The sequence below is a fragment of the Burkholderia pulmonis genome, assembly GCF_984667975.1.
Window position 1 is genome coordinate 105,571 of sequence record NZ_OZ480187.1, and the last position, 21,211, is coordinate 126,781.

The 21,211-nt window shown below is 67.6% G+C and carries 22 protein-coding genes; 12 read left to right on the forward strand and 10 right to left on the reverse strand.

The window, feature by feature from the left end; translation table 11 throughout:
- Window positions 1–253: 253 nt before the first annotated feature.
- The 3 genes from AC5LXK_RS17265 to trhA all read left to right on the forward strand — a co-directional run bounded on the left by AC5LXK_RS17265 (window position 254) and on the right by trhA (window position 3,381).
- The gene (locus tag AC5LXK_RS17265) at window positions 254–2,332 is read left to right on the forward strand and encodes a carbon starvation CstA family protein (protein WP_493392707.1); all 2,079 of its coding nucleotides are present in this window, start codon (window positions 254–256) and stop codon (window positions 2,330–2,332) included.
- A gap of 12 nt (window positions 2,333–2,344) precedes the next feature.
- Window positions 2,345–2,551 (forward strand): YbdD/YjiX family protein, encoded by a 207-nt coding sequence (locus AC5LXK_RS17270; RefSeq protein WP_129516026.1) that lies wholly within the window; start codon window positions 2,345–2,347, stop codon window positions 2,549–2,551.
- A gap of 209 nt (window positions 2,552–2,760) precedes the next feature.
- Window positions 2,761–3,381, forward strand: coding sequence for a PAQR family membrane homeostasis protein TrhA (gene trhA, locus AC5LXK_RS17275; RefSeq protein ID WP_493392708.1), 621 nt, complete (start codon window positions 2,761–2,763; stop codon window positions 3,379–3,381).
- Between the two features lie 59 nt (window positions 3,382–3,440).
- On the opposite strand, the gene AC5LXK_RS17280 is transcribed toward trhA, so the two are convergent.
- From AC5LXK_RS17280 to AC5LXK_RS17290, 3 genes are all read right to left on the reverse strand, one after another.
- Window positions 3,441–4,847, reverse strand: a complete 1,407-nt coding sequence (locus AC5LXK_RS17280) for an MFS transporter (RefSeq protein ID WP_493392709.1) — start codon at window positions 4,845–4,847, stop codon at window positions 3,441–3,443.
- Window positions 4,844–5,281 carry a nuclear transport factor 2 family protein gene (locus tag AC5LXK_RS17285; protein ID WP_493392710.1) on the reverse strand — a complete coding sequence of 146 codons (438 nt, stop codon included), beginning with the start codon at window positions 5,279–5,281 and terminating at the stop codon, window positions 4,844–4,846. Before AC5LXK_RS17285 ends, AC5LXK_RS17280 begins: the two co-directional genes overlap by 4 nt.
- A gap of 110 nt (window positions 5,282–5,391) precedes the next feature.
- Window positions 5,392–6,528 carry an FAD-dependent oxidoreductase gene (locus AC5LXK_RS17290; protein ID WP_493392711.1) on the reverse strand — a complete coding sequence of 379 codons (1,137 nt, stop codon included), beginning with the start codon at window positions 6,526–6,528 and terminating at the stop codon, window positions 5,392–5,394.
- A gap of 65 nt (window positions 6,529–6,593) precedes the next feature.
- On the opposite strand from AC5LXK_RS17290, the gene AC5LXK_RS17295 reads away from it, so the two are divergent.
- Window positions 6,594–7,061, forward strand: coding sequence for a MarR family winged helix-turn-helix transcriptional regulator (locus AC5LXK_RS17295; protein WP_493392712.1), 468 nt, complete (start codon window positions 6,594–6,596; stop codon window positions 7,059–7,061).
- 51 nt (window positions 7,062–7,112) lie between these two features.
- On the opposite strand, the gene AC5LXK_RS17300 is transcribed toward AC5LXK_RS17295, so the two are convergent.
- Window positions 7,113–7,466, reverse strand: coding sequence for a DOPA 4,5-dioxygenase family protein (locus AC5LXK_RS17300; RefSeq protein WP_493392713.1), 354 nt, complete (start codon window positions 7,464–7,466; stop codon window positions 7,113–7,115).
- 492 nt (window positions 7,467–7,958) lie between these two features.
- Here AC5LXK_RS17300 and AC5LXK_RS17305 point away from each other — a divergent pair, with 492 nt between their 5' ends.
- The 4 genes from AC5LXK_RS17305 to AC5LXK_RS17320 all read left to right on the forward strand — a co-directional run bounded on the left by AC5LXK_RS17305 (window position 7,959) and on the right by AC5LXK_RS17320 (window position 9,473).
- Window positions 7,959–8,336: a hypothetical protein gene (locus AC5LXK_RS17305; RefSeq protein ID WP_493392714.1), complete on the forward strand. Its 378-nt coding sequence runs from the start codon at window positions 7,959–7,961 to the stop codon at window positions 8,334–8,336.
- 14 nt (window positions 8,337–8,350) lie between these two features.
- The gene (locus AC5LXK_RS17310) at window positions 8,351–8,563 is read left to right on the forward strand and encodes a hypothetical protein (RefSeq protein WP_493392715.1); all 213 of its coding nucleotides are present in this window, start codon (window positions 8,351–8,353) and stop codon (window positions 8,561–8,563) included.
- Window positions 8,560–9,039 (forward strand): hypothetical protein, encoded by a 480-nt coding sequence (locus AC5LXK_RS17315; RefSeq protein WP_493392716.1) that lies wholly within the window; start codon window positions 8,560–8,562, stop codon window positions 9,037–9,039. The genes AC5LXK_RS17310 and AC5LXK_RS17315 overlap by 4 nt, the downstream gene beginning before the upstream one ends.
- 170 nt (window positions 9,040–9,209) lie before the next feature.
- Window positions 9,210–9,473 carry a hypothetical protein gene (locus AC5LXK_RS17320; protein WP_493392717.1) on the forward strand — a complete coding sequence of 88 codons (264 nt, stop codon included), beginning with the start codon at window positions 9,210–9,212 and terminating at the stop codon, window positions 9,471–9,473.
- Between the two features lie 150 nt (window positions 9,474–9,623).
- On the opposite strand, the gene hpnH is transcribed toward AC5LXK_RS17320, so the two are convergent.
- A complete protein-coding gene (gene hpnH / locus AC5LXK_RS17325) occupies window positions 9,624–10,784 on the reverse strand; it encodes an adenosyl-hopene transferase HpnH (RefSeq protein WP_493392718.1) in 1,161 nt (386 codons plus the stop codon).
- A gap of 12 nt (window positions 10,785–10,796) precedes the next feature.
- Window positions 10,797–11,738: a 4-hydroxy-3-methylbut-2-enyl diphosphate reductase gene (gene ispH / locus AC5LXK_RS17330; RefSeq protein ID WP_493392719.1), complete on the reverse strand. Its 942-nt coding sequence runs from the start codon at window positions 11,736–11,738 to the stop codon at window positions 10,797–10,799.
- A 402-nt stretch (window positions 11,739–12,140) separates the two neighbouring features.
- Between ispH and AC5LXK_RS17335 the strand changes: the two genes are divergently transcribed.
- Complete coding sequence (locus tag AC5LXK_RS17335; protein WP_493392720.1) at window positions 12,141–13,328, forward strand: glycosyltransferase; 1,188 nt, start codon at window positions 12,141–12,143, stop codon at window positions 13,326–13,328.
- 108 nt (window positions 13,329–13,436) lie between these two features.
- Here AC5LXK_RS17335 and AC5LXK_RS17340 read toward each other — a convergent pair whose 3' ends face one another.
- Together AC5LXK_RS17340 and hpnA are read right to left on the reverse strand one after the other, a co-directional pair.
- Window positions 13,437–14,837 (reverse strand): phage tail protein, encoded by a 1,401-nt coding sequence (locus tag AC5LXK_RS17340; RefSeq protein ID WP_493392721.1) that lies wholly within the window; start codon window positions 14,835–14,837, stop codon window positions 13,437–13,439.
- Window positions 14,838–14,945: 108 nt separating this feature from the next.
- Complete coding sequence (hpnA, locus tag AC5LXK_RS17345; protein WP_069749363.1) at window positions 14,946–15,953, reverse strand: hopanoid-associated sugar epimerase; 1,008 nt, start codon at window positions 15,951–15,953, stop codon at window positions 14,946–14,948.
- Window positions 15,954–16,107: 154 nt separating this feature from the next.
- Here hpnA and AC5LXK_RS17350 point away from each other — a divergent pair, with 154 nt between their 5' ends.
- From AC5LXK_RS17350 to AC5LXK_RS17360, 3 genes are all read left to right on the forward strand, one after another.
- Window positions 16,108–16,404, forward strand: coding sequence for an acylphosphatase (locus AC5LXK_RS17350; protein ID WP_027781702.1), 297 nt, complete (start codon window positions 16,108–16,110; stop codon window positions 16,402–16,404).
- A 16-nt stretch (window positions 16,405–16,420) separates the two neighbouring features.
- Window positions 16,421–17,320, forward strand: a complete 900-nt coding sequence (gene rarD / locus AC5LXK_RS17355; RefSeq protein ID WP_493392722.1) for an EamA family transporter RarD — start codon at window positions 16,421–16,423, stop codon at window positions 17,318–17,320.
- Between the two features lie 407 nt (window positions 17,321–17,727).
- On the forward strand, window positions 17,728–18,852 hold the full coding sequence (locus AC5LXK_RS17360; RefSeq protein WP_493392723.1) for an OpgC domain-containing protein: 1,125 nt from the start codon (window positions 17,728–17,730) through the stop codon (window positions 18,850–18,852).
- 46 nt (window positions 18,853–18,898) lie between these two features.
- On the opposite strand, the gene AC5LXK_RS17365 is transcribed toward AC5LXK_RS17360, so the two are convergent.
- Both AC5LXK_RS17365 and AC5LXK_RS17370 read right to left on the reverse strand, forming a co-directional pair.
- The gene (locus tag AC5LXK_RS17365) at window positions 18,899–19,105 is read right to left on the reverse strand and encodes a hypothetical protein (protein ID WP_493392724.1); all 207 of its coding nucleotides are present in this window, start codon (window positions 19,103–19,105) and stop codon (window positions 18,899–18,901) included.
- A 120-nt stretch (window positions 19,106–19,225) separates the two neighbouring features.
- Window positions 19,226–20,743: a peptide MFS transporter gene (locus AC5LXK_RS17370; protein WP_493392725.1), complete on the reverse strand. Its 1,518-nt coding sequence runs from the start codon at window positions 20,741–20,743 to the stop codon at window positions 19,226–19,228.
- Window positions 20,744–21,211 lie beyond the last annotated feature (468 nt).

Consider the following 21,211-nt stretch of genomic DNA (forward strand, 5'->3'; position numbering starts at 1 on the left):
AGGCGATTACTGTACGTGGCTCGCCGTTCGTGATCAATCGCGCGCGCCGGACGCGACACCCGCAACCGAGTCTACGTAATTCTACGTAGCTCCACATACGTAGTTATGCGCTTGTAAGCCGCCCCCGTCGCACGGAATACTACGGCCCATCGTCGCGGCCTTTGCGAGGCTGCGGCACGACGCATCGACGTCACGCGTGTGCGGTGCCTGCACCGCCCACCATCTAAAACCACATTGGAGACCAGGAGACGCCATGAATCGGGCTTCCAGTACCCTGCTCTGGATCGCAGTCGCGCTGCTCGGCGCGTTCTCGTTCGGCACGATCGCACTCGCACACGGCGAGCGCGTGAGTGCCCTCTGGATCGTGATCGCCGCAGTCTGCGTGTATCTGATCGCGTATCGCTTCTACAGCCGTTTCATCGCCAGCAAGGTCATGCAGCTCGACGGGCTGCGGATGACGCCGGCGGTCAAGTACAACGACGGCCTCGACTACGTGCCGACCAACAAGTACGTGCTGTTCGGCCATCACTTTGCCGCGATCGCCGGCGCCGGCCCGCTCGTCGGGCCTGTGCTCGCCGCGCAGATGGGTTATGCACCCGGCATGCTGTGGATCCTGGCCGGCGTCGTGTTCGCCGGCGCGGTGCAGGACTTCATCGTGCTGTTCATCTCGACGCGCCGCGACGGCCGCTCGCTCGGCGATCTCGTCAAGATGGAGCTCGGCACGGTGCCCGGCGTGATCGCGCTGTTCGGCGCGTTCCTGATCATGGTGATCATCCTCGCGGTGCTCGCGCTGATCGTCGTGAAGGCGCTGACCAATTCGCCGTGGGGCACGTTCACCGTCGCCGCGACGATTCCGATCGCGCTGTTCATGGGCATCTATACGCGCTACATCCGTCCGGGCCGCATCGGCGAAGTGTCGATCATCGGCTTCGTGCTGCTGATGGCGTCGATCGCGTTCGGCCAGCATGTGCACGATTCGCCGACGCTCGCCGCATGGTTCACGTTCACCGGCACGCAGCTCACTTGGATCCTGATCGGCTACGGCTTCGTCGCGTCGGTGCTGCCGGTGTGGCTGCTGCTCGCGCCGCGCGACTACCTGTCGACGTTCCTGAAGATCGGCACGATCCTCGGCCTCGCGATCGGCATCCTGGTCGTCGCCCCCGAACTGAAGATGCCCGCGCTGACGAAGTTCGTCGACGGCACGGGCCCGGTATGGTCGGGCGGCCTGTTCCCGTTCCTGTTCATCACGATCGCGTGCGGCGCGGTGTCGGGCTTCCACGCGCTGATCTCGTCGGGCACGACGCCGAAGCTGATCGACAACGAAACCAACGCGCGCTTCATCGGTTACGGCGCGATGCTGATGGAGTCGTTCGTCGCGATCATGGCGCTGGTCGCGGCCTGCGTGATCGAACCGGGCATCTACTTCGCGATGAACGCGCCGGCCGCCGTGCTCGGCTCGACGCCCGAGGCCGTCGCGAACACCGTGACGCAGTGGGGCTTCGTGCTGACGCCCGACATGCTGACGCAGACCGCGAAGGCCGTCGGCGAAACGACGATCATCGCGCGCGCGGGCGGCGCACCGACGCTGGCCGTCGGCATGGCGCACATCCTGCACCAGGTGATCGGCGGCGAAGCGATGATGGCGTTCTGGTATCACTTCGCGATCCTGTTCGAGGCGCTGTTCATCCTGACGGCCGTCGATGCGGGCACGCGTGCGGGCCGTTTCATGCTGCAGGACCTGCTCGGCACGTTCCACCCGGCGCTCAAGCGTACCGAGTCGCTGCCCGCGAACCTCGTCGCCACCGCGCTGTGCGTGGCCGCGTGGGGCTACTTCCTGTACCAGGGCGTGGTCGATCCGCTCGGCGGGATCAACACGCTGTGGCCGCTGTTCGGCATCTCGAACCAGATGCTCGCCGCGATCGCGCTGGTGCTCGGTACCGTCGTGTTGTTCAAGATGAAGCGCGAACGCTACGCATGGGTGACGATCGTGCCGACCGTGTGGCTGCTGATCTGCACGCTGACGGCCGGCTGGCAGAAGATTTTCGATTCGAACCCGAAGGTCAGCTTCCTCGCGCACGCCGCGAAGCTGCAGGCCGCGGTGGACGAGGGCAAGGTGCTCGCGCCGGCGAAGTCGATCGCGCAGATGCAGCGGATCATCTTCAACGACTACGTCGATGCGGCGCTGGCCGGGTTGTTCATCTTCGTCGTCGTGGCGATCGCGGTGTACGGCGTGATCGCCGTGCTGCGCGCGCGCCGCGAGTCGAAGCCGACCGTGCGCGAGACGCCGTACGAAGCGATGCCGGCCGGGCAGGCGCTCGGCAGCGGACGTTAAGGGGAGGCCGCGATGTTCAGCGATCTTGGCGGCGACCTGCGCAACGCGGGGCGTTACCTCGGGCAGGCGTTGCGGCTGATGGTCGGCCTGCCCGACTACGACACCTACGTCGCGCACATGCGCGCAACCCATCCGGACCGCGAGCCGATGACGTACGAGGAATTTTTCCGCGAACGCCAGAATGCGCGGTACGGGTCGGGGGCGGGGAAGTGCTGTTGAGCCGGGCCGTTGAAATGGACTGACGAATCGGTTCGGTAATCGAAAGGAAAGCGCCGCGATGCCTGTCGCGGCGCTTTTTCTTTGGCGGGCCGGCAACGCGCATCGCACGGCGGCCGCTGCGCGGTTTGCCCGAGCGCAGCACGGCAAATCCGGGCCCCCGGTATCATAGGGCTCCCTCTTTTCTCGATGGACCCGCAGGAGAACACGTCGTGCATGTCGGTGAGCGTTTCAACAGCATTTCCCATCTTGTCGGCGCGGTACTGTCGGTGGCGGGCCTCGTGGCGCTGGTGACGATGGGCGCGCTCGAAGGCGATCCGTACAAGGTGGTGAGCTTCAGCGTGTACGGCGCGATGTTGTTCCTGCTTTACGCGATCTCGACGCTGTATCACAGCGTGCGCAACCCGCGCCTGAAGGCGATCCTGCAGAAATGCGACCATTCGGCGATCTACCTGCTGATCGCCGGCAGCTATACGCCGTTCACGCTGGTCACGTTGCGCGGCCCGTGGGGCTGGTCGCTGTTCGGCGTGAGCTGGGGGCTGGCCGTGTTCGGCATCGTGCAGGAGCTGACGCTCGGGCGGCGCACGCGCTTGCTGTCGATGATCCTGTATGTGGCGATGGGCTGGCTGGCGCTCGTCGCGGTGCGCCCGCTGATCCACGCGCTGCCGCCGGTCGGCACCGTGTGGCTCGTGGCCGGCGGCCTGATCTACAGCGCAGGGATCTACTTCTTCATCAACGACGAACGTATCCGCCACGGGCACGGTATCTGGCATCTGTTCGTGCTGGCCGGCAGCCTGTGCCAGTTCGTCAGCGTCGCGATGTATGTCGCGTGAGCGGCGCGCGGCGCTGAGCCGGTGACGACGGGCAGACGGCGCGCCGTCTGCCGCGTTCGCTAACGCCGCGTGGCGGCCTGCAGGCGCGCGGCCGTTTCGGCGGTTGCCGGGATCTGCCGCGTCGTGATCCACCAGGTGACCGCGGCGAACGCCGACAACGCGATCGCCATGACCAGCGCCACCCGCATCGCCACCGGAAACGGCTGCAGCGTCGCGATACAGGCACCGAAGATCGCCACGCCGAGCGCCGATCCGGTCTGCCGCGCCGCGTTCAGCGCCGCTGCCGCGACGCCGGCGCGGCGCCGGTCGACCGTCCCGAGTGCCGGCGATGTCGCGGCCGGCGAGATGAAGCCCGACGCGAAGCCGATCGCGAGCATCGGCGCGACGGCATGCCACGCGGGTGTCGCCGCGCCGATGCCCGTCATCCCGAGCGCGCCGGCCGCATAGAACGCGAACGCCGCGCACATCGTCCCGCGCGCGCCGAAGCGGGCCACGATACGCCCCGAACCCAATCCGCCGAGTGCGACCATCGCCGTCATCGGCAGGAACGCGAGCCCCGTGTCGAGCGGGCTCGCGCCGCGAACCTGCCGATAGAACAGGCTGAGCACGAACAGCAAGCCGTAGAACACGAACGCCGATGCCATCGACACGCACGTCGACCCCGCGAACAACCGGTTGCGGAAGAACGCGAGCGGCAGCATCGGCTCGCGGCGCCGCGCTTCGATCGCGATGAACGCGATCCACGCGACGACGCTCGTCACTGCGCCGCCGACGATCGGCGTCGAGTGCCAGCCGAGCGACGGGCCTTCGATCAGCGTGCCGATCAGCGCCGCGATCGCGACGATGGCCGCGGCCTGGCCGCCCCAGTCGAAATGCCGCGACCGGTCGGCGGCGGCGCGCGTGACCGTGCGGCCGAGCCAGATGCCGGCGAGCCCGAGCGGCAGGTTCACGAAGAACAGGCTGCGCCACCCGAACAGATGAATCAGGAGGCCGCCGATCAGCGGGCCCGACGCCATCGCGATGCCGCCGCAGCCCATCCACAGGCTGATCGCCGACGCACGCGCGGCCGGGTCGGGGAAGGTGCGGTTGATCAGCGCGAGCGAGCAGGGCACCAGCATCGCGCTGCCGATCCCTTGCAACGCGCGGGCGACGGCGAGTGCCGGCAGGGTTGGCGCGATGCCGCACAGCACCGATGCGATGACGAATACCGCGAGCCCGGCGACATAGACGGTGCGGTCGCCGAGCCGGTCGCCGAGCGTGCCGCCCGTCAGCAGCAGGCTCGCGAATGCAAGCGTGTAAGCGTTCACTATCCACTGCAGGCCGGCCACTTGGCTGCCGAACGTGTGTGCGATGTCGGTGAGCGCGACGTTGACGATCGACGCGTCGAGCAGCACGAGCGTGTAGCTCACGCAGGTCGCGGCGAGCACGCGGCGGGCGGTGCTCCGGTCCGGCGCGGCGGCCGTCATGCGCGGTCGGGCGCTGGCGAGGCGGCCCGCAGCGCGAGGAAGCCGACCCATCCCCAGTACACGCGATGATGTGCGATCAGCCCGTCGCGCAGGTCCATCACTTCGACGAGATCGACCTGGTCGCCGTCCGGCGTGGCGCGCGGATATTCCCACGTGAGCTGGCGGCCGTTCGAGAAGAACAGCCCGGTCCGGTACCAGCGCCCGAGTTGGTTGCCCGGATTGCGCAGGCCGGCCGCGAAGAATTCGCCGATCGCGGCCTTGCCGTGCAGCACGCCGGAGCCGTGCGCGGGCAACGTGACGACGACGAGCGGCGTTTCGAGCACCGCGTCGTCGGCATACAGCGCGATCAGCGCGTCGAGGTCGCGGGCGACGACGGCCGCGTGCCAGTGTTCATGGATGCGCTGGGCGTCAGCGTCGGTGTCTGCGGGTGTCATGGCGGGTTTCCGGAGGCGTCGATAACGGAAACCCACTGTATGGGCGCGCCACCGCGAGACGTTTCACGTCAACCCGAAGGATGGATGTCGTCACGCGATGCGTGTGACGGTCAAGCCGCGTGCAGGGCGCGATACCGTGCGAGCGTCAGTGCTTCGGCGTCGTGCGAAAGCTGGGTCGCGGCGGCCTCGGCCGCTTCTCGTGCCGATTCGGTCACGCGCGCGAACATCTGCTGCTCGAATGCCGCGACGGCCGCGTCGCGGTCGGCCAGGCCTATGAGGCCGGCCGCGAGCTCGGCCGCGTCGAGCATCGCATGGTTCACGCCTTCGCCGCCGAACGGCGACATCACGTGCGCGGCGTCGCCGATCAGCGTGACACCGCGACGATGGGCCCAGCAATGACCGACCGGCAGCGCGAAGATCGGCCGGTTCGCGAACCGGTCGCCGCTGGCGCGAAACAGGTCGTGGAAAGCGTCGGCGAAGCCGTCGAACTCGGCGATCAGCGCGGCGCGCATCGCATCGGGCGACGCGAAGTCGAAGCGCCCGGCGATCCAGTCGAGCGGGACGCGAAAGATCGCATAGCCGCGCACGTGCGCGTGCCCGTTGCGCTGCGCGATGATCGCCTTGCCGTTCCCGTGTACGCCGATCTTGCCGCGGCCGACGAGCTGCGACAGCGCGGGATGCTGCCGATCGATATCGTCGACGCCGAATTCGATGAACGTGAGGCCGCTGTACTGCGGCTGGTACGGCGACAGTAGCGGACGAACGCGCGACCACGCGCCGTCCGCGCCGACCACGAGATCGAAGGGCCCCTCCGTTCCGTGCTCGCACACCAGCGTCGAGCGCCCGTCGGGCTGAATACGGACCTCGCGCACCGTGCGACCCCATTTCACGCAGCCGGGCGGCAGCGCGTCGAGCAGCAGCGCGCGCAACGCGGTGCGATCTACTTCGGGCCGGTTGCCGCCTGCACCGTCGTCGTCGAACAGCACGCGGCCCGTGCGGTCGAGCAGGCGCGAGCCCTGATCCTCGTAGCGCGCGACGGCCAGGAACGGGTCGGTCAGGCCGGCCTGCGCGAGCGCCAGCAAGCCCGACGCTTCGTGCAGGTCCAGCGTGCCGCCCTGCGGGCGTTCGAGCGGATGCGCGTCGCGTTCGTAGACGACCGCGTCGATGCCGCCGAGAGTCAGCAGGCGGGCGAGCGTGAGGCCGCCAGGCCCACCCCCGACGATGGCAATGCGGAAACCGGGCTTCATGGTGCGCTCATGGTTTGATAAGATAGGTGCCTATATAGAATCATAGTCACCTATGGAATGTCAACATGAGTGCTCCCGGAATGACGAAGGCCAATCCGTTGCCGCTGATCAGCTTCACTTACCGGCTGTTTGCGCGGGTGGTCGACCGGCCGTTGCGTGAACTCGGATTCGCGATGAGTCAGGTGCCGGTGCTGGTGTCGTTGAAGAAGGCAGGCGCGCTGTCGCAGTCGGAGCTTGCGCGGCGTGCGCAGGTCGAGCAGCCGAGCATGGCGCAGTTGCTGAACCGGATGGAGCGCGACGGCCTCGTGCTGCGGGTGCCCGATCCGGACGACCGGCGTAGCCGCCTGATCTCGCTGACCGATTCGGCGGCGCAGGGGCTCGCGAAGGGGCGCGCCGTGATGGACGGGGCGAGCGAGCAGGCGCTCGCGGGGTTGAGCGACGCGGAGCGCGAGCAGCTTGCGTCGTTGCTCGGCCGCGTGAACGCAAATCTCGAGCGGATGGCCGGTGTCGAGCGCGCGAGCGATATCGACTGAGCCCGATCGGCGGCTGCGTTGCCGCTGCCGATCGCGGGTTGTCGCCCGCCCTTACCCGGCCAGCGCGTCGAGATTCAGCACATACGACTTTCCGATCCACACCGCGCAATCGCGGTGGTCGCGCAGTTCGTCGTTCGTATTCGGATGCAGGAAGATGTCGAGCGCGCCGTGGTTCAGCACGAGCCACGGCACGATGTCGTCGAATCGCGCGGCGTCGAACGCGATCTGGTACGACCAGGCCGGATGCGGGCCGACGGGGCGTTCATGAAAGCGGCCGAGCTCGATGACCGCGCCGAACCGCTCGTCGACGACCTGGCGAAATGCCCAGGCCGCGTCGCGGCTCGCGGCATCGAAATAGACGTGCGCGTGCCAGCTGGCGATGGCGGTAGTGTCGAGGGCTGCCATGGAAGGACTCGATAAAAAAGGGAATGCGTGAAATACCGTGAGAAACGGCCGATACGGGATTATCGCGCGTCCTTGCCTTATGCGTCGTGTCGCGATCCGGCAATTCGACGCGGATGATTTGTCCTGCGTCAGAAGAACCGGTTGATCGGATGAAATCATTTGCGCGGTAACCGCGTGCGCGATATCACGCCGGAAGCCTTGCCGGCATGGGTGCCGGCCGGGATCGCACCGGCAACACGTCATTTCGGAAACTGAAAAAACGGTGTGTGCACCGCACCGGATCGCACGTGCGAATGCGATCAGGTCGTTGAATGAAATAAAGAAATTCCATATCGAGGGGATTCGCGAACGACACGGCTCGCGTGCCCGATTCCGAAGCCGAAAATATCAATTGCGGATTCGTCTATTCAAGCGGCATGCGGCGCGATTTACGATGTTTTCAACGCATCGACGATGAACGATCGATGCGGGGACAACCATCTGGAGGCCACTATGCGATCCCTCGTTCCCGTTGCTGTTCTTTCCTGCGCACTCGCTGCGCTGCCCGCCGTCGGTTTTGCGCAATCGGCTGGTGCTGACTGGTCGGCGAATACCGCGCAATTGACCTGGTCGACGGCGCGTGCCGAAACCGACGCACAGCTGATGCAGATGACGCGTGCCGGCTATCGCGCGACGACGGCCGGCAACCAGAACTATCCGCTCGCGATGCAGCGTGCGCTTCAGCGTGTACACAATCCGGTGCCCGACCGCTCGCACGAAGAGAAGGCCGCAATGCAGGCGCGTGCGGCCCGCGACGCGCAGGGCGGTCATCCGGTGAAGGCGTTCTTCGTGAAAACCGCCTACTACCTGAAGGGCGAGAACACGTTCTGATGCAGGAGACGAGCATGGCATGCCCCAACCGGTTGACCGGCGCGTTGCGCGTGTCGGCGATACGCAGGCTGTCGGACGCGTGCGCGACGCGGCAGCGAGCCGATGCATACGGCGGGCGGCGCCGGGCGAGCGACCTTCGCGACATGGGCCGCGGCGCGTGCGTGTGTCGTACCGCGTGGCCGGCATTTGCGGCCGGCGACGTGCCCGCGCGCGAGGGCGAATCGTGAAGGCCGCCCGGAAGCACCGCCGCCATCAGCCGTTGACCCGCGAATGGCTGTTGCCGCTGCCGCCCGCGCATGTACGCGACATCTCGCTGAAATGCCACATGGCGCTCGTCGCGCTGCGCGGCGGGCACGGCAGCGAAACGTTGCTGATGCGGCTGCGCACGAGCGTGTATCTGGTGTTCCTCGCGCTCGACGACGACGTTATGCCCGACGCGAGCATCGACCTGTGCGTCGACGCGGAGCGCGTGCTCGACGCGAGCGTGGCGCGCGCCGCGCAAAGCGGTGCATGGACGCTTGACGATGACGAATGCGCGGTGCTCGAACGCGTGCTCGCCGCGAACGACGCCTGCGTGGCGACGCTGACGCGCCACCGGCTCGCCGAGCTGTGGCGTCATGTCTGCACGTTCGCTTCCGCCGAACAGCCGGCGCTGGTCGCGCAGGCGGCCGCGAGGATGCGGGAGCCGGCCGTTCTGCATTGAGTGACCGGCTGCGGGGCGTGTTTCATACACGTCCCATTTCATCGTGCCGACGCTCGCCGCCTAATGTCATCACTGGAGCCCGGGTGCGTTCGGTCGATGACGGTCCATCCTCGCGTTCGCGACGATCGTGCGTGTTGGCGCGAACGCATTCGTTTCGGTCAGGAGGAGCGATGGCGCTATACAGGATCGGCGGCTACTTCACGTGCGGAAGCGGCCGCGCATTCAGCGAGAACCTGCCGCCGGGCAGCGAGGTGACGGTGGCGGGCATCTATCGATGCACCGTATGCGGCGACGAGATCGGCATTGCGAAGTCGCAGGCGCTGCCATCCGATGAAGCGCATCGACACGATCTCGATCCCCCGTCCGACCCGGCGCTCGATCCGGGGCCCACCACTGCATGGCAGCTGATCGCCGCGGCGGAATCGCGAAGCTAGGGCATCGGCATTCGATCCCGCATGCCGGTGCGCAACGCGAAACACGCGATACGGCGTCCGGAAAAACAAAAGCGCCACGGAGCGAACTCCGTGGCGCTTTTTCGATGGCTGCCGGGGCGGAGGCGCAAGCCTCCGCGTGGCAAACCGCGCTTAAGCGGCGGTTGCCGGCTTGGCCGGCTTCTGCAGCTTGCCCTTGCCGGCGCGCTGGATTTCCTCGAGCTTGATCTCGACGTGGCGCGAGAACACATACTCGGCCGGGCGCTGCTTCGCGATCGAGATGTCCGGCGCGAACGGGCCGTCGGTCTTGATGCCCTTGCGGCTCACGCGCAGTGCCTTCAGCGGGTTCGAGATCGTGTCCATCACGGCGGTGGCTTCGAAGCCGCAGTGGACCATGCAGTCCGCGCACTTCTCGTAGTTGCCGACGCCGTAGTTGTCCCACTCCGTCGTTTCCATCAGTTCCTTGAAGGTCTTCACGTAACCTTCGCCGACCAGGTAGCACGGCTTCTGCCAGCCGAACACCGTACGCGCCGGGTTGCCCCACGGCGTGCACTTGTACGTCTGGTTGCCGGCCAGGAAGTCGAGGAACAGCGACGACTGGCTGAACGACCAGCGCTTGCCGCCTTCGCCGCGCTTCAGGATTTCGCGGAACAGGTTCTTGGTCTTGTCGCGGTTCAGGAAGTGCTGCTGATCCGGCGCGCGCTCGTAAGCGTAGCCCGGCGACACCGTGATGCCGTCGACACCGATCGGGCCCAGCGTGTCGAAGAACTTCGCAACGCGTTCCGGCACCGCATCGTTGAACAGCGTGCAGTTGATGTTCACGCGGAAGCCGCGGCGCTTCGCTTCCTTGATCGCCGCGACGGCCTTTTCGTACACGCCTTCCTGCGACACCGAGTGGTCGTGCGCTTCCTTGTCGCCGTCGAGGTGGACCGACCAGACGAAATACGGGCTCGGCTCGTAGTCGTCCATCTTCTTTTCCATCAGCAGCGCGTTCGTGCACAGGTACACGAATTTCTTGCGCTTCATGATGCCCTTGACGATTTCCGGCATCTCCTTGTGGAGCAGCGGTTCGCCGCCGGCGATCGACACGACGGGCGCGCCGCACTCGTCGACGGCCTGCAGGCATTCCTCGATGGACAGGCGCTGGTTCAGGATCGGATCCGGATAATCGATCTTGCCGCAGCCGTTGCACGCGAGGTTGCAGCGGAACAGCGGCTCGAGCATCAGCGCGAGCGGATAGCGTTTGTTGCCGGACAGGTGCTGGCGCACGATGTAGGCGCCGACACGGACTTGCTGGAGCAGCGGAATAGACAAGGGATGTCCTCCTTAAACTTCGCGGGCGACAGCTTGCATGAGCTTCGCCGGCAGCTTGAATTCGACTTTTTCCTCACGGCCCGCCATCGTCGCGACATCGACGGGCCCCAGCGCGCGCAGCGCGCCGATTACATCCTCGACCATCTCTTCGGGCGCCGACGCGCCGGCCGTCAGGCCGACCGTCTGCACACCCGCGAACCATTCGGCCTTCACTTCCGAGCCGTCGGCGACGAGATAGCTCGGCACACCGCTTTCGGTGCCGATCTCGCGCAGGCGGTTCGAGTTCGAGCTGTTCGTCGCACCGACGACGAGCAGCACGTCAACCTGTTCGCTCAGCTCGCGCACGGCGGCCTGGCGATTTTGCGTGGCGTAGCAGATGTCACGCGTGTCCGGGCCGACGAGGTCGGTGAACCGGCGCTGCAGCGCTTCGATGATGCCGCGCGTATCGTCGACCGACAGCGTGGTCTGCGTGATGTACGCGACCGGCGTGTCGACGGGCAGCGTCAGCGTATCGACTTCTGCTTCGCTCTGCACGAGGATCACCTCGGCCGGAATCTGGCCGATCGTACCCTCGACTTCCGGGTGGCCCGCATGGCCGATCAGGATCAGCCGGCGGCCCGCCGCGACATACTGGCGGCCCTGCACGTGCACTTTCGTGACGAGCGGACAGGTCGCGTCGAGCACGTCGAGCCCGCGCGTTTCCGCGTCGCGCTCGACCGTCTGGGCGACACCGTGCGCGCTGAAGATCGCGACAGCGCCGTGCGGCACCTCGTCGAGTTCCTCAACGAATCGTGCCCCTTTATTACGCAGATTTTCTACGACGTGCCGGTTATGCACGATTTCATGACGGACATAAACCGGCGCACCGTGCTGTTGCAGCGCCCGATCGACGATCTCGATCGCACGGACAACCCCCGCACAAAAGCCGCGGGGCTGGGCAAGGATGACTCGCATAAGTGAGCGAACTCCGACGACAGACGCCGGGGTTCGAGGAGCTGGCACCTGCTCGCTCGCCCCGGCTTGATGTTATGAAGGCAGGAACGAACCGGCCGGCCAGGCCCCGGAACCCCGAATTAATCGCGCATTTTAACTCTATCGCGCCGTCCTTGCTTTGGTGCTGTGTCGGCACTGTTGCAATTGCGGGAGAGCCGCGTCGGCGCTGGCGTGCGCGGAACCCAGTAAACTACGCGGTTTCGCGGGCGGCCGCTCCGGCTGCCCGGCGTCGCGCTCATTTCAAGGCCATTCGATGACCGTCGATTCTTCTGCGTATTGCCCGTCCGCCCGTGCGGCGGCGGGTGTTTTGTTCCTGACCCCTATTGAAGTCTGGTGTGCCGTCACCCCGCAGGAGGCCCGCCGATGATGCTGGTGATCGCTTTCCTGGTGTCCGGCCTGTCGCTGATGATCTGGATCGTGCTGCTCGTCGCGCGCGGCGGTTTCTGGCGCGCGGTGCCCGCACGGCCGCTGCCGCCCGAGGCGCGCGGGGCGGCTGCCGAGGCCGGCTGGCCGGCCGTCGTCGCGGTCGTGCCGGCGCGCAACGAAGCCGACGTGATCGCCCGGGCGGCGACTTCGCTGCTCGAGCAGGATTATCCGGGCGAATTTCACCTGATCATCGTCGACGACCACAGCGACGACGGCACCGCCGACGCGGCCCGCGCGGCCGCGCTCGCGATCAACCGCGCCGACCGGCTGACGGTGCTGGCCGCGAAGCCGCTGCCGGCCGGCTGGTCGGGCAAGGTGTGGGCGCAGTCGCAGGGGATCGCCGCGGTGCAGGCGCTCGGCCTGCCGGCCGACTACCTGCTGCTGACGGATGCTGACATCGGCCATCCGCCCGACGCCGTTGCGCAGCTCGTCACGCGCGCGCAGGCCGAGAGCCGCGATCTCGTGTCGCTGATGGTGCGGCTGCGCTGCGATTCGTTCTGGGAAAAGGCGCTGATCCCGGCGTTCGTGTTCTTCTTCGCGAAGCTGTACCCGTTCTCGTGGATCAACAACCCGCGCAACCGCACGGCGGGCGCCGCCGGCGGCTGCATGCTGGTGAAGCGCACGGCGCTCGAGGAAGCGGGCGGCATCGAGTCGATCCGCGGCGCGTTGATCGACGACTGCAGCCTTGCCGCGCAGATCAAGCACCGCGGCAGCGGCCGCCATCCGATCCGGCTCGATCTCGCCGACCGCAGCGTGTCGCTGCGCCCGTACGACAGCTGGCGCGACATCTGGAACATGATCGCGCGCACCGCGTTCACGCAGCTGCACTATTCGCCGCTGCTGCTGGCCGGCACGCTGCTCGGGATGACGATCATCTATCTCGTGCCGCCCGTCGCGGCGCTCGTGTACGGCGCGCGTGCGTGGCCGGCGTGGCTCGCGTGGGCGTCGATGTGCGCCGCGTATGCGCCGATGCTGCGCTACTACCGGCGCTCGCCGCTGTGGGCGCCCGCGCTGCCGCTCGTCGCGCTGTTCTACGTCGGCGCGACGTTCGCGTCGGCGTGGCGCTACTGGCGCGGCAAGGGCGGCCAGTGGAAGGCGCGCGTGCAGGCGCCGGTGGATCGCTGAGCGTGTTGCGGGAGGCGTGCCTCCCGCCAGCCGGAAAGCAGACAGCCCGATCGGTGCGAACCGGCCGGGCTGTTTCGTTTTCGGCAGGGCGGCTGCCGGCGCGTGCGCTTACCGCTGCGTCAGCATCATGTACATCTGGATCACGACGTCCGGCGAGAACGTGAACGGCACCCAGCCGTAGCCGGTGTGGCGCGCGACCAGCAGGCGGTCGCCGTTCGACTGCTTCTGCACGGCCATCATCGGGTTCTTCGTCGTCACGAAACGCCAGCCGGCCGGAATGCCGGGCGGCGGCTCCGGCTGCATCGACGCGCGTGCATGCGCGAGTTCCTCGATCAACTGGCCCAGTTGCTCCGGATTCAGCGTGATCGACTGGCCGTTGACGGTCAGCGAGAGTTCGTTCTGGGACGGGCGCGCGACGTGCAGCGTCGCCTTGTCGGCCGACACGGCGGCGGTTTCGGTGCCGGCCGCGGATTCGGCTTGCGCCACCGGGACGATCGCGGTTTCGGTCACCGCAGCATCGGAAACGCCGGCTGCTTCGGCCACGGCCGGCGCAGCTGCGTTCACGACCGGCTCCGCCGCCGGCGTGACGGCCGGTGCGGGGGCGACGACTTCGGCCGCCACGGCCGGCGCGGCAACCGCGTGCGTCGCGGCTTCCTTGACGACGGCCTCGACCAGCGCCTCGGCGTCGGCGACGGCCTTCGCGTGGTGCTGCGCGGCCGCTTCGGCCTGTGCAATCGCTTCGGTATGGCGCTGCGTGACGGCTTCGGCTTCGGCGGTTGCGACGGCGTGGCGCTGCGCGGCGGCTTCGGCCTGCGCAATCGCTTCGGTGTGGCGCTGCGTGACGGCTTCGGCCTCGGCAGCCGCATCGGCGTGACGTTGCGCGACAGCCTCGGCTTCGGCGATCGCCTGCGTGTGACGTTGCGCGAGCAATTCGGCCTCGGCGATCGCAGCCGTGTGGCGCTGCGCAGCGGCTTCGGCTTCGGCGGTCGCTTCCGCGTGGCGCTTTGCGGCGGCCCCGGCTTCGACGGTCGCGGCGGCATGGCGTTGTGCGGCGGCATCGGCCTCGGTCGCGGCGCCGTGATGGCGCTGCGCGGCAGCCTCGGCTTCGGCGATCGCAGCCGCGTGGCGTTGCGATGCGGCTTCGGCATCCGCGTGACGCTGCGCGAGCGCTTCGGTCAGCGCGGTGGCTTCCGCATGGCGCTGCACGGCGGCTTCGGCCTGCGCGGCGGCATCCGCATGACGTTGGGCGGCGGCTTCGGCGGCGGCGGTTGCGTCGGCGTGGCGCTGCTGCGCGGCGTCGGCATCGGCGGCGGCAGCCGTATGGCGCTGTGCGGCGGCCTGTGCGTCGGTTTCCGCGGCGGCGTGACGTTCGGCCGCGGCCTGGGCTTCCGCTGCGGCGGCGCGCGCGAAGGCTTCCGCGCTGCGGGCCGCCTGCTGCGCGGCGTGGTGATCGTGGAGGAGCTGATCGACGCCGGTGACGAGCGAAGCGATCTGATCGTTCAGGTTCATGCGTGTCTTCTCTGCGTAAGACCCGCGATTTTAACCGCTGCGCCGATGGCGGGCCGCGAGCGACGTGTAACAAAGTGCGCAAAGCGGCGTGACGCGCGCCGCTTTGTGTTACTTCAGGTAACCCGCCGAGCCGAACCAGTCGAGCGCATCGCGCAGCCCTTCGCGGTACGGGCGCGCACGGTAGCCGAGCTCGCGCTCGGCCTTCGCCGACGTGAAATACATCTTGTTCTTCGACATCCGCAGCCCGTCCACGGTGACGAACGGCTCCTTCTTCGTGAACTTCGCGACCGCTTCGGCGCCGACCGCGAGCGGGTACAGCGGCCAGCGCGGCAGCGCGATCGTCGGGGGCTTGCGGCCCGTCATCTGCGCGATGTCCGCGAGCATCTGCTGCAGCGGCAGGTTCTCGCCGCCGAGGATGTAGCGTTCGCCGATCCGGCCGCGCTCGAGTGCGAGGAAGTGGCCGTGCGCGACGTCGTCGACGTGCACGAGGTTCAGCCCCGTGTCGACGAACGCGGGAATCTTGCCGAGCGCGGCCTCGACGATGATCCGGCCGGTCGGCGTCGGCTTCACGTCGCGCGGGCCGATCGGCGTCGACGGGTTGACGATCACGGCCGGCAGCCCTTCGTCGGCGATCATCCGCTCGACCGCGCGCTCCGCGAGCACCTTGCTGCGCTTGTACACGCCGATCGCCTGCTCGGCCGTGAGCGGCCGGTTCTCGTCGGACGGATCGCCGGCGCTCGTCACCTTCAGCGTCGCGACGCTGCTCGTGTAGACGATCCGCTCGACGCCTTCCGCGCGCGCCGCACGCATCGTCGCGACCGCGCCCTCGAGGTTCGCGCGCTCGATCTCGTCGGGATCGGGCGCCCACAGCCGGTAGTCGGCCGCCACGTGCAGCAGGTAGCGCACGCCGCGCAGCGCGGCACGCATCGACGCCTCGTCGCGCATGTCGCCGGTGACGATCTCGGCATCGAGATCCGCGACGTTCGTGCGCGGGCTGGTCGGGCGCACGAGCACGCGCACCGCATAGCCTTTCTGCTGTGCAATGCGCGCGACGGCCGAGCCGACGAAACCGGACGCGCCGGTGACGAGAACGAGATCGCGGGAAGTATCAGTCATGCGTTTCCTTCGGGGCCGCGCGCGGGCGGCGCGGCGGTTGAGCGTCGGCGAGATTGTACGTGGTCGGCGCGCGCGGCGACGCCTGGCCGGCGCGTGTGCGAAGCGGCCGACGCGACTACAATGCCGGGCTTGAATGCAACGGGAGGGCGACGCGATGAGCCGCAATGAACTGGACGAACGGATCGAGACCTACTACGTGCGGGTGCGCGGCGTCGTGCAGGGCGTGGGCTTTCGTCATGCGACGGTGCGCGAAGCGCATGCGCTGAAGCTGCGCGGCTGGGTCGCGAATCTCGAGGACGGCACCGTCGAGGCGATGATCCAGGGCCCCGGCGCGCAGATCGACCGGATGCTCGCGTGGCTGCGGCACGGGCCGCCGGCCGCGCGCGTGACCGAGGTGACGTTCGAGGAGCGTCGGACCGAAAGGCGCTTCGAGCGTTTCCAGCAGCAATAAGAGGCGCGGGACAACCATGACGGGGTATCCGGAAGCCGGGCGCGGCCTCATGCTGTCGGTGATGGCGTCGATGCTGTTCGCGCTGATGTCGGCTTACGCGAAGCTGCTCGCGCCGCTCACGGGGCTCGACATTTTCGCGTGGCGCGTCCTGTGGACTGCACCGGGCGCACTGGCGCTGATCGCGCTGCGCGGCCGCTGGCCGGCGCTCGCCGAGCTCGCGCGGCGCACCGTGCGCGACTGGCGCCTGCTGATCGCGCTGCCGGTGAGCGCGGCGCTGCTCGGCGTGCAGCTGTGGCTGTTCTTGTGGGCGCCGCTGCACGGCCGCATGCTCGAAGTGTCGCTCGGCTATTTCCTGCTGCCGCTGACGATGGTGCTCGTCGGCCGCTTCTACTATCACGAACGGCTCGATCCGCTGCAGTGGGCGGCGGTCGCGTGCGCCGCGCTCGGCGTCGCGCACGAAGTGTGGGCGACACGCGCGTTCGCGTGGCCGACGCTCGTCGTCGCGCTCGGCTATCCGCCGTATTTCGTGCTGCGCCGGCGGATCAACGCCGATTCGCTGGCCGCCTTCGCGGTCGAGATCGCGCTGCTGTGCCCGATCGCGTTCGCGATGGTCGCGACGAGCACGACGCGCGTCGCGAACCATCCGTTGCTGTGGGCCGCGCTGCTGCCGGGGCTCGGCATCCTCAGCACGCTCGCGCTCGCGAGCTACCTGAAGGCGAGCCGGATGCTGCCGATGGCGCTGTTCGGGATTCTCGGCTACGTCGAGCCCGTGCTGCTCGTCGCGGTGTCGCTGCTGCTGCTCGGCGAGACGCTGAGCGTTGCGAAGCTCGCGACCTACGGGCCGATCTGGGTCGCCGTCGCGCTCACCGCGTGGCACAGCGCGATGCTGATGCGGCGTCTGCCCGCACGCGGATAAGCGCCTGTCGCGATGCGGCGGCCGCACGGAACGTGCCGCGCATCGCGCATCGTCCAGCGGTCGAGCATCGATCGCCGGGCACTCGAATGCATCGATGCTGACCGCAAACTGGCGTCGCACTGACGCGAATCTGGCCACGCTGCCTGCTTCGCACGACAACGCTCGCGCTTGTAATCGAACAGAAGATTCGGTTGCACTTTGTTACTTAGGGTCTGCCCGGACCGGCCATTAGACTGGCCTGACCGACTTCCCTTCGTATGCAGCTTTTCAATGAACGGTCATCTCCGTGCCTGGCCGGCCGGGTTGGCGCGATGCGAGCATACGCGTATCGCCGCTGATCGCGCTCGCCTTCTTCTTCCCGATTCCTTCCCCGGTGCGTGTCGCACCGCTGTCGCGCCGGTGCGCTCATGTCGTTGAGCTCGCCGTCTTTCGCCGCGGTTCAGCCGTCGCGCAGCGGCCGCCTGATCGAAATCGACTTCTTCCGCGGGCTCGTGCTGTTGATGATCGTCGTCGATCACATCGGTGCGAGCGTGCTGTCGCGCGTGACGCTGCACGCGTTCGCGCTGTGCGACGCGGCCGAAGTGTTCGTGTTTCTCGGCGGCTTCGCGACCGCGAGTGCGTACGGCGCGATCGCCGAGCGCCACGGCGCGCGTGCCGCGCAACGGCGCTTCGTGCGTCGCGCGATGCAGATCTATCGCGCGTTTCTCGCGACGTCGACGCTGATGCTGGTCGTGTCGGTCGTGCTCGATCACTACGGGATCGATACGCCGAACCTCGCGCTCGACGACGTCAGCGTGATGCTCGCGTCGCCGCTCACGGGCGCAGCCGAGCTGTTGACGTTCCAGCGCCAGCCGTATCTCGCGTCGGTGCTGCCGATGTACGTGCTGTTCGCGCTCGCGTCGCCGGTGCTCGTGCCGCTCGCCCGCCGCCATCCGTGGCTGCTCGTCGCGCTGAGCGGCGCATCGTGGATCACGGCCGGCTGGCTCGGCCCCGAGCTGCTGGATACCGACGGCTTCCGCTGGAGCTTCAACCCGTTCGCGTGGCAACTGATGTTCGTCGCCGGCGTGCTCGCGCGCTGCCAGCCGTTCTACCGGCGCATCGCGCTCGGGCGCTGGGGCGCGGCGGCGACCGGGCTCGCGTGCGCGGTCGTGCTCGGCTGCGCGAGCTACAAGCTGTTCTCGGGGCTACCGGTGCCCGAAGGCATCCTCAAGCGCGACCTCGCGCTGCCGCGCATCGTGAGCTTCGCGGCGGTTGCGTGGCTGATGGCCGATTGCGTGCGCTTCGGCTGGATCGCGCGGATTGCGCAGGCCGTGCGGCCCGTCGTCGCGGTCGGCCAGCGCGGGCTGATCTGCTTCGTTGCGGGCGCGGCGATCTCGCTCGTCATCGATTCGCTGCTGCACCCGGTCGTGCGCAGCGCCGATCTGCGACATGTCGGCGTGGGCCTCGCGGCCGACGCATGCGCGCTCGGGCTGATGATGGCCGTGGCCGGTTCGGGAACGTGGATCGCGCGATGGCGCAGTGCGGCTGCGTAGGCGGCGTGGAAGGCGGGGTGAGCGGCACGGCAGGTGCCGCGCGGCGTCAGTGAGGTGAGCCGATACGGGAGCGGGGTACGGCGGTCGCGTCGTCGGATTCGGCGTCGTCGCGTTCGTCCTGCGCCGGATCGTCGTGTTCCGCGAGGACGGCATCGGCTTCGGCCGCGGCTCGTGCGGCACGGACCGCGGTGCAGCGCTGGGCGTGCCGGATGTCCGACAGGATCCTCAGCAGCCGCGTCGTCTTGCTTTTCATGGTCTTCTCCCGCCAGTGTGCATCTCGCGAAGCGGATGCGCGTCCTGCAACCAGTGTAGGACGCGTTCGCGTGGCTGGCGGGAGAATGTGGCGTGCAGGCCGCACGCCGAGGGATAGTACTTACTGCGCGGCGACGGCCTGCGCCTGCAGCGCTTCTTCGCGGCGCTCTTCCGTGCAGCGCTGATGCTGGCGCGACAGGCGGTTCATCAGCGGCAGCAGCAGCAGCGCGAGCACCATGCCGATCGCGGCGAGCCAGCCGAGCTTCTCGAACAGCGACAGGTAGAGCGGCAGCGATTCGGTGGCCGGCAGTTCGTGCGACGGCATCTGCGCGAAGTTCGCGACGACGCTGCCCAGATACTGCGACACGCCCGTCGCGACGAAATACGCGCCCATCATGAAGCCGCTCATGCGCGCCGGCACGTAGCGGGCGATCATCGCGAGGCCGAGGCCGCTCACCAGCAGTTCGCCGAGCGAGTAGAGGCCGTAGCCCCACACCATGAACCACGACGACACGCGGCCGTCGATCGCGTAGCGGCCGCTGATCGTGAACACCAGGTAGCCCGCGGCGACCGCGCCGAAGCCGAGTGCGTACTTCGCGGCGACCGGCAGGTCACGGCCGCCCTTCGCGACGGCGTTGTAGACCAGCACGAGCACCGGGCTCAGCAGCATGATCCAGATCGGGTTCAGCGCCTGGAACTGCGCGGCGCTCCACGTGAACAGCGTCGTGCCGAACAGCATGAAACGCGGATCGACGTTGCGCAGCGCGAACAGCGTCAGCGACGTCGACATCTGCACGTAGAAGATGAAGAACAGGATCACCTGGCCGATCAGCACGAGTGCCGCGATCAGGCCCGCGCGCTCCGAGCGCTCCGACTTCGCGATCATGTATGCGAAGATCGCGAGGATCGCGAACGCCGCCGTCCACACGCTGGCAACGGCGAGCTGCTTGTGCTGCAGGACGTACAGCGTGACCAGCGCGAGCGCGACGCCGCCGAGCGCGACCGCACCGAGGCGTTTCCAGCGGATCGGTTCGTCGTCCGGCTTCGAGCCGACGTGTGCGAGCGTGCGGTGCATCAGCATGAAGTTGAGGATCGCGAGCAGCATGCCGCCGCAGCAGACCGCGAACGCGGCGTGCCAGCCCCAGTGATCCTTGATCCACGGCGTCGCGAGCATCGACACCGTCGAGCCGATGTTGACCGCCATGTAATAGATCGTGAATGCGCTGTCGATACGTGCGTCGTCGCCTTCGTAGATGCGGCGCACGAGGTTCGCCGCGTTGGCCTTGAACAGGCCGTTGCCGACCACGATCACGCCGAGCGACGCGTACATGTACGTCAGGTGGTCGTTCGGCACCGCGAGCATCAGGTAGCCGGCGGACAGCACGGACGCGCCGATGATCATCGTGCGGCGGGCGCCGAGCACCTTGTCGCCGATCCAGCCGCCGATCGACGGCGCGGCATAGACGAGTGCGGTGAACGCACCCCAGGTCAGGTTCGCGTGGCTGTCGGTGAAACCGAGCCGGTCGACCATGAAGAGGACCAGGAGCGCGGCCATGCCGTAGTAGCCGAAGCGCTCCCACATTTCGATGAGGAAGACCGTCGTGAACGATCGGGTTTGTGAAACAGGTGAATGCATCATCAATCTCGGTTGAAACGGACGGCACGGATCGCGCGTCGTCTTGGGGTCGAACTGGCGCCTGTGTGCAATGGGCCGGGTAAGCTTTGCGCTGGCGATGGAACAGTCGGGCGGATTAGCCCGGGCCGGGGTCGGACACCGCCTGGTGGGGCGGGGAAGGTCCCCGACCGGCGCGCGCATGGTAACGGTTGCCGGTCCGGTGCGACAGGTGTGTGCTACCTAGGGAAACTCCCGATCTGGCAGCAGCTTTCAGGAACATTCGTCTCATCATTTATTTGTAAGAATTCGCGCTGGGCATCCGAGGATTCCCGGAGAGCCGCTTGCAGCTTGCCTGTGAAGCCGGCGAGTCTGGCAAGATAGCGCGTCATTTCGCTCGCTTCGTGCCCTGTTTAGTGCACCGGGCTCAACACCGAAGGCGTATGCGAACCCGAAGACTAAGCTATATCGATCTAACTTAGTTATTTTCCATCA

Coding starts and splice junctions, on each gene's coding strand:
- AC5LXK_RS17265 (WP_493392707.1), top strand. CDS start 254: ATGAATCGGGCTTCCAGTACCCTGCTCTGGATCGCAGTCGCGCTGCTC.
- AC5LXK_RS17270 (WP_129516026.1), top strand. CDS start 2,345: ATGTTCAGCGATCTTGGCGGCGACCTGCGCAACGCGGGGCGTTACCTC.
- AC5LXK_RS17280 (WP_493392709.1), bottom strand. CDS start 4,847: ATGACGGCCGCCGCGCCGGACCGGAGCACCGCCCGCCGCGTGCTCGCC.
- AC5LXK_RS17285 (WP_493392710.1), bottom strand. CDS start 5,281: ATGACACCCGCAGACACCGACGCTGACGCCCAGCGCATCCATGAACAC.
- AC5LXK_RS17290 (WP_493392711.1), bottom strand. CDS start 6,528: ATGAAGCCCGGTTTCCGCATTGCCATCGTCGGGGGTGGGCCTGGCGGC.
- AC5LXK_RS17295 (WP_493392712.1), top strand. CDS start 6,594: ATGAGTGCTCCCGGAATGACGAAGGCCAATCCGTTGCCGCTGATCAGC.
- AC5LXK_RS17300 (WP_493392713.1), bottom strand. CDS start 7,466: ATGGCAGCCCTCGACACTACCGCCATCGCCAGCTGGCACGCGCACGTC.
- AC5LXK_RS17305 (WP_493392714.1), top strand. CDS start 7,959: ATGCGATCCCTCGTTCCCGTTGCTGTTCTTTCCTGCGCACTCGCTGCG.
- AC5LXK_RS17310 (WP_493392715.1), top strand. CDS start 8,351: ATGGCATGCCCCAACCGGTTGACCGGCGCGTTGCGCGTGTCGGCGATA.
- AC5LXK_RS17320 (WP_493392717.1), top strand. CDS start 9,210: ATGGCGCTATACAGGATCGGCGGCTACTTCACGTGCGGAAGCGGCCGC.
- ispH (WP_493392719.1), bottom strand. CDS start 11,738: ATGCGAGTCATCCTTGCCCAGCCCCGCGGCTTTTGTGCGGGGGTTGTC.
- AC5LXK_RS17335 (WP_493392720.1), top strand. CDS start 12,141: ATGATGCTGGTGATCGCTTTCCTGGTGTCCGGCCTGTCGCTGATGATC.
- AC5LXK_RS17340 (WP_493392721.1), bottom strand. CDS start 14,837: ATGAACCTGAACGATCAGATCGCTTCGCTCGTCACCGGCGTCGATCAG.
- hpnA (WP_069749363.1), bottom strand. CDS start 15,953: ATGACTGATACTTCCCGCGATCTCGTTCTCGTCACCGGCGCGTCCGGT.
- AC5LXK_RS17350 (WP_027781702.1), top strand. CDS start 16,108: ATGAGCCGCAATGAACTGGACGAACGGATCGAGACCTACTACGTGCGG.
- rarD (WP_493392722.1), top strand. CDS start 16,421: ATGACGGGGTATCCGGAAGCCGGGCGCGGCCTCATGCTGTCGGTGATG.
- AC5LXK_RS17360 (WP_493392723.1), top strand. CDS start 17,728: ATGTCGTTGAGCTCGCCGTCTTTCGCCGCGGTTCAGCCGTCGCGCAGC.
- AC5LXK_RS17365 (WP_493392724.1), bottom strand. CDS start 19,105: ATGAAAAGCAAGACGACGCGGCTGCTGAGGATCCTGTCGGACATCCGG.
- AC5LXK_RS17370 (WP_493392725.1), bottom strand. CDS start 20,743: ATGATGCATTCACCTGTTTCACAAACCCGATCGTTCACGACGGTCTTC.